We start from the raw sequence: 5,930 nt of genomic DNA, 5'->3' as shown, positions 1-5,930 counted from the left end.
ACCCCACTCCCCCAGGCCCTCATGGAGGAGCGCTCGTGAGACCCGTCGCCATCGCCCTCGCCGCCACGCTCACCGCGGCCCTGGTCACCACACCGGCCGCCGCCGCACCACCGCCGAGCCCGCCCGTCGCCCACACGGTCGGATTCGACCATTACTCGGTGACGGTGGACGGCCGGCGGATCTACCTGTGGTCCGGCGAGTTCCACTACTGGCGGCTGCCGAGCCCGGACCTGTGGCGGGACGTGCTGCAGAAGATGAAGGCGGCCGGGTTCAACGCCACCTCGATCTACTTCGACTGGGCGTACCACTCGCCCGCGCCCGGCGTGTACGACTTCTCCGGAATTCGGGACGTGGAGCGGGTTCTGAAGATCGCCGAGGAGGTCGGGCTCTACGTGATCGCCCGGCCCGGCCCGTACATCAACGCGGAGACCGACTCGGGCGGCTTCCCCGGGTGGCTGGCGACGCAGCAGGGCCGGGCCCGGTCCAGCGCGCCCGACTACACCGCGGCGTACCAGGAATGGTTGCGGCACATCGACCCGATCATCGCGCGGCACCAGCTCACCACCGGCGGCGGCAGTGTCTTGCTGTACCAGGCCGAGAACGAGTACGGCAACAACGGCGACCCGGCCCACATGACCCAACTGCAGGAGCAGATCCGCGCCGACGGGATCACCGTGCCGGTCATGCACAACTACTGCTGCGGCCCGTCGACCTGGGCCACCGGCCCGGGTTCGGTGCCGGTGCCGACGCGGGACAGCTACCCGCAAGGATTCAACTGCAGCAACCCCACACAGTGGCGCGGCGTGGACACGCTGACCCGGCTGCGCGACGACGTGCCGGTGTTCACCGCCGAGTACCAGGGCGGCGCGTTCGACCCGTGGGGCGGTCCCGGCTACGAGAACTGCCGGCAGCTGATCGGGCCGGACTTCGAGAAGGTGTTCTACAAGAACAACGTCGCCAGCGGGGCGACCGCGCAGAACTTCTACATGACCTTCGGCGGCACCTCGTGGGGCTGGCTGGCCGACCCGGGCGTGGTCTACACCTCCTACGACTATGGCGCGGCGATCACCGAGACCCGCCAGTTGACGACGAAGTACGACGAGCTCAAGCGGCAGGGCTACTTCGTGTCCGCAGTGGCGCCGCTGACCAAGACCGACCCCGCCGGCGCGGCGCCCACCACCGATCCGGCGGTGATCGCCACGACCCGGGTCAACCCCGATGACAACACGCACTTCTACGTGCTGCGGCACCGGGACAGCACGTCCACCGCGACCAACGCCACCCACCTCAGGGTCGACCTCGGCGTGGACGGCACGTTCACCCATGACGACACCGACACCGCCCTGACCTACACCGGTGCGAGCTGGCAGCACGCGTCCGGCCAGCCGTGGACGGCCGGCGACTACCGCGACACGGAGTCGTTCAGCGCCAACGCCGGCGAGAGCGTCTCACTCACGTTCACCGGCCCGTCGGTGCGCTGGGTCTCCTCGCTGGACGCCAACCACGGCATCGCCGACGTGCTCCTGGACGGCGCCAAAGTATCCACTGTGGACACCTACGCGGCGACAAAGCAGTTCCAGCAGGTGCTCTACTCCGCCGACAACCTCGCAGCGGGCCAGCACACGCTGACCATCGTCGCGACCGGCACCCGCAACCCCGCGGCGTCCGGCAGTTTCGTCGTGGTGGACGCGTTCGACACGCCGGAGACGGCTGGCGAGGTCTACCCCAGCGTCCCGCAGCAGCCCGGCACCGCGATCACCCTGGCCGGCCGGGACTCCAAGACCCTCGTGGCCGGCTACCGGATGGATTCTCAAAGACTCCAGTACTCCACCTCGGAGATCATGACCCATGCCCGGATCGGTGACCGGGACATCGCGCTGCTGTACGGGCGCGCCGGGCAGGACGGCGAAACCGTGCTGCGTTTCGCCGACGCACCCCAGGTGCGCGTCCTGTCCGGAGCCGTCGAGTCCGCTTGGGACACCGAGCGCGGTGACCTGCGGCTGAACTACCAGCACGACGGCCTGGCCGAAGTATTGATCACGCCGCAATCCGGCACGCCGTTGCTGCTCCTGCTCGCCACCGACGAGGTGGCCGCCGAGTTCTGGCGAACCGACACCTCGGCCGGCCCGGTCCTGGTGCGCGGTCCGGAGTTGGTACGCACGGTCCGCGCTGATCACGGCCGGCTGGAGATCACCGGCGACCTGGCAGCCGACACTCCACTGCGGGTCTGGGCCGGCGCCGCGCGGTTCGTCACCTGGAACGGCCGTCCGGTGTCGGGCGTGCTGCCCGGGCCGCGGCCGGTCACGCTGCCGGAGCTGACGAACTGGCGGTTCACCGGGGCGACGCCGGAGGCCGACCCGGGCTTCGACGACGGGCGCTGGGCACTGGCCGACAAGTCGACCACGAACAATCCCACCAAGCCGGCCGCGCCGCCGGTGCTCTATGCCGACGAGTACGGCTTCCACCACGGCGATGTCTGGTACCGGGGCCGGTTCACCGCGGCGGGCACCGAGACCGGGGTCGCGCTCTCCGCGACCACCGGCCGGGCCGGGATCTACAGCGCCTGGCTCAACGGGACGTTCCTTGGCAGCTCAGGGGATCCGACCCACCGGTTCGACTTCCCGGCGGGCAGCGTGCGGTCCGGTGCGGAGAACGTGCTCGCCGTGCTGGTCGAGAACATGGGCCACAACGAGGACTTCAACGCCGACGACTCGCACAAGCAGCCGCGCGGCCTGACCGCGGCGAGCATCCTCGGCTCCACGGCCCAACTCGGCTGGCGAATTCAGGGCACGCTCGGCGGCGAGCTGCTGGTCGACCCGGTCCGCGGGCCGTTCAACCTCGGCGGGCAGTTCGGCGAGCGCACCGGCTACTTCCTGCCCGGCTACCCGGACCGGTCCTGGCAACCGGTCACCCTGCCGCACCCGGACACCACACCCGGGACCTCCTGGTACCGCACCACGTTCGAGCTGCACCTGCCACCCGGCCAGGATGTGCCGGTCGGGCTGCGTTTCACCGACGACCCGGCGCGGCACTACCGGGCGCTGATCTATCTCAACGGCTGGCAGATCGGCCGGTACATCAACGACACCGGCCCGCAGCGGTCGTTCCCGCTGCCCGCCGGCCTGCTGCGCACCGACGGCCGCAACACGCTCGCCATCGCGGTGTGGAACGCCGACGGCAGCACCGGCGGGCTCGGTCAGGTCGGCCTGGAGCAGTACGCCAACCACACCACCAGCCTCCGAGTATCCGATGTGGACTCCCCAGGCTTCGATCCGCGCGCGTTCGCCGTGCCGCCGTCCACCGCGCGGCTGTCGGTCAGCGCGCCGGACGTCATCGAGCGCGGTGGCACCGGCATCGTGGGCGCGATCCTCACGGCCTCGACGGAGCTGCGCGACGCCGATGTCCAACTGTCCATACCGGACGGATGGACGGCGACGCCGGTCGGCTCGACGCACGCCGACCGGGTCCCGCCCGGCGGTGCGGTCAAGGTGGCCTGGCAGGTCAGGGCGCCCGGCGGGGAGCAGCCACCGGCCGCGGTGTTCAGCGCGACCGCGACGTATCGGGTGCGCGCCCGGCCTGACCGGGCCATCGCGACCACGACCAGCGGGGTGCCCACCCCGCCACCCACCGGCGTGAACTGGGTCAGCGACCTGCCGTTCCTGTCCACCAACGGCTGGGGACCGGTGGAGCGGGACACCTCCAACGGCGAGAACCAGCCCGGCGACGGCCGCCCCATTACGCTGGGCGGAACCGTCTACGCCGAGGGACTCGGCGTGCACGCGAACGGCGCGGTCACCCTGAACCTCGGCGGGAACTGCACCCGGTTCACCGCGACCGTCGGCGTGGACGACGAGGTCGGCAACTCCGGCTCGGTGCGCTTCTCCGTCCTCGGCGACGGCGCGACGCTCGCCGAAACGCCCGCGCTGACCGGAAGTTCGCCCTCGGCGGCACTCGATGTGGACCTCACCGGCATCCGCCAGCTCGACCTGATGATCGGCGACGCCGGCGACGGCAACGGCCTCGACCACGCCGACTGGGCCGAAGCGCGGCTGTCCTGCGCCGAATAAGAGGGAAAGGGGATCTCCCATGAAGCACAGCAGGCGAGGTTTTCTGATCGCGAGCGGCGCGGGGCTCGCCGGTGCCGTGCTCGGGGCCGCACCGCCGGCGGGTGCGGCCACCTGGGAGACGGTGGTCAACGGCACGTTCGCCAGCTACGCCACGCTCGAGGCGGCGTGGAACTACCGGTACCCCTGGGGATCGGACCACAACGGCTCCGCCCGGATGTACGCCTCGGCCACCGACCACAACCACGTGTTCCTCGAAAGCGCCGGGGTGCTGGCCATCCGGGCGGCCCGGATCAACTGGGACGAGGGCACCAGCTCGGCCGATCCGCACCTGCCGATCCGCTACCACTCCGGGGCGGTGCATGCCAAGCAGCAGGTGCTGGTGACCGACCAGTTCCCCAACTGGGAGGTCAAGGGCGAGTTCCAGGCCCCCGCGGCCCGTGGCGCCTGGCCGGCGTTCTGGCTGACCGGTGCCACCAGCTGGCCGCCGGAGAGCGACATCCTCGAGTTCAAGGGCGACGCACGGAACTGGTTCAACACCTTCAAGAACGCGAGCGGCGCCTGGTCGAACACCGTGGTGGGCGTGTCCAGCCCGGGCAGCTGGCACGGATACCGCGCCTGGATCACCAAGGTCAACGCGTCCGATGTGGACATTCACTACTACCTCGACGGCAACTGGGTGGGCCAGCACCGCGGCGCCAACTTCGTCAACAAACCGATGTGGATCATCATCAACCTGCAGATGGAGGGCGCCTCGGGTTCGCCCGGCCCGACCGCCGACACCCTGTACCGGGCCCGGAACCTCTACGTGGGACGGACGAGGGCATGAAACCCATCCTGGTGATCGTGACCCTGCTCGCCGCGATGCTGGCCGGCCTGCCCGCGCAGGCCGCGGCGCCCTTCCGGGGCTACCTCTTCGTCTACTTCACCGGCGAGGGCACGGCCAACGGTGAGCAGATCTACTTCGCGGCCAGCCGCGGCAACGACCCGTTGCGCTTCGACGAGCTGAACAACCGCCGGCCGGTGCTCACCTCGGCGCTCGGCGAGCGGGGCGTGCGCGACCCGTTCATCATCCGGTCGCCGCGCGGCGACCGGTTCTTCCTGATCGCCACCGATCTGCGGATCTTCGGCAACGGCGACTGGGACCGGGCGCAGCGCCACGGCAGCCGCTCGATCATGGTGTGGGAGTCCCGGGACCTCGTCCACTGGTCCAACCAGCGCTCGGTGCAGGTCTCCCCGCCCACGGCCGGAAACACCTGGGCACCGGAAGCGTTCTGGGACGCGAGCCGCGGCGTCTACGTGGTGTTCTGGGCGTCCAAGCTGTACGCCGCGTCCGACCCGGACCACACCGGCGAGAGCTACAACCGGATGCTGTACGTCACCACCACGGACTTCGTGACGTTCAGCGAGCCGCACGTGTGGCTGGACCCGGGCCACTCCGTGATCGACTCCACGTTGATCCAGCACCAGGGCACGTTCTACCGGTTCACCAAGGACGAGCGGGATCCCAGCTCCTCATCGCCGTGCGCCAAGTTCATCACCGAGGAGAAGTCCACCGACATCCTCGACCCCACCTACGATCTCGTGGCCGAGTGCGTCGGCAGGGCCACCGCCAGCAGCCCGGGCGTCAGCCGGGGTGAGGGCCCGGCGGTGTTCAGGTCGAACACCGAAAACAAGTGGTACCTCTTCATCGACGAGTTCGGCGGCCGCGGCTACGTGCCGTTCGAGACGACCGACCTCGCCTCCGGCCGCTGGACCCTGTCCGCCGGCTTCCAGCTCCCGGCCTCACCCCGGCACGGCACGGTGCTGCCGGTCACCCAGGCCGAGCACAACCGCATCACCCGCATCCGCTGACGTGTCCACAAA

The 5,930-nt window shown here is 70.1% G+C and carries 3 protein-coding genes; all 3 read left to right on the top strand.

Annotated features, from left to right (window positions below; all coding sequences use genetic code 11):
• Window positions 1-35 precede the first annotated feature (35 nt).
• Genes VGR06_RS10985 through VGR06_RS10975 form a run of 3 tightly spaced genes read left to right on the top strand, consistent with a single transcriptional unit; the run spans window position 36 to window position 5,918 of the window.
• Window positions 36-4,067 (top strand): beta-galactosidase, encoded by a 4,032-nt coding sequence (locus VGR06_RS10985; RefSeq protein WP_327558906.1) that lies wholly within the window; start codon window positions 36-38, stop codon window positions 4,065-4,067.
• A gap of 19 nt (window positions 4,068-4,086) precedes the next feature.
• Window positions 4,087-4,893, top strand: a complete 807-nt coding sequence (locus VGR06_RS10980) for a family 16 glycosylhydrolase (protein ID WP_327558905.1) — start codon at window positions 4,087-4,089, stop codon at window positions 4,891-4,893.
• Complete coding sequence (locus VGR06_RS10975) at window positions 4,890-5,918, top strand: glycoside hydrolase family 43 protein (RefSeq protein ID WP_327558904.1); 1,029 nt, start codon at window positions 4,890-4,892, stop codon at window positions 5,916-5,918. Before VGR06_RS10980 ends, VGR06_RS10975 begins: the two co-directional genes overlap by 4 nt.
• The last annotated feature ends 12 nt before the right edge of the window (window positions 5,919-5,930 follow it).

The organism is Actinophytocola sp. (assembly GCF_036002505.1).
Lineage (GTDB): Bacteria > Actinomycetota > Actinomycetes > Mycobacteriales > Pseudonocardiaceae > DASYTH01.
This window is presented reverse-complemented; position numbering and strand designations above follow the sequence as displayed.

Bases quoted from the DNA above. Each gene is read 5' to 3' on its own strand.
- VGR06_RS10980 (WP_327558905.1), top strand. From the start codon at position 4,087: ATGAAGCACAGCAGGCGAGGTTTTCTGATCGCGAGCGGCGCGGGGCTC.
- VGR06_RS10975 (WP_327558904.1), top strand. From the start codon at position 4,890: ATGAAACCCATCCTGGTGATCGTGACCCTGCTCGCCGCGATGCTGGCC.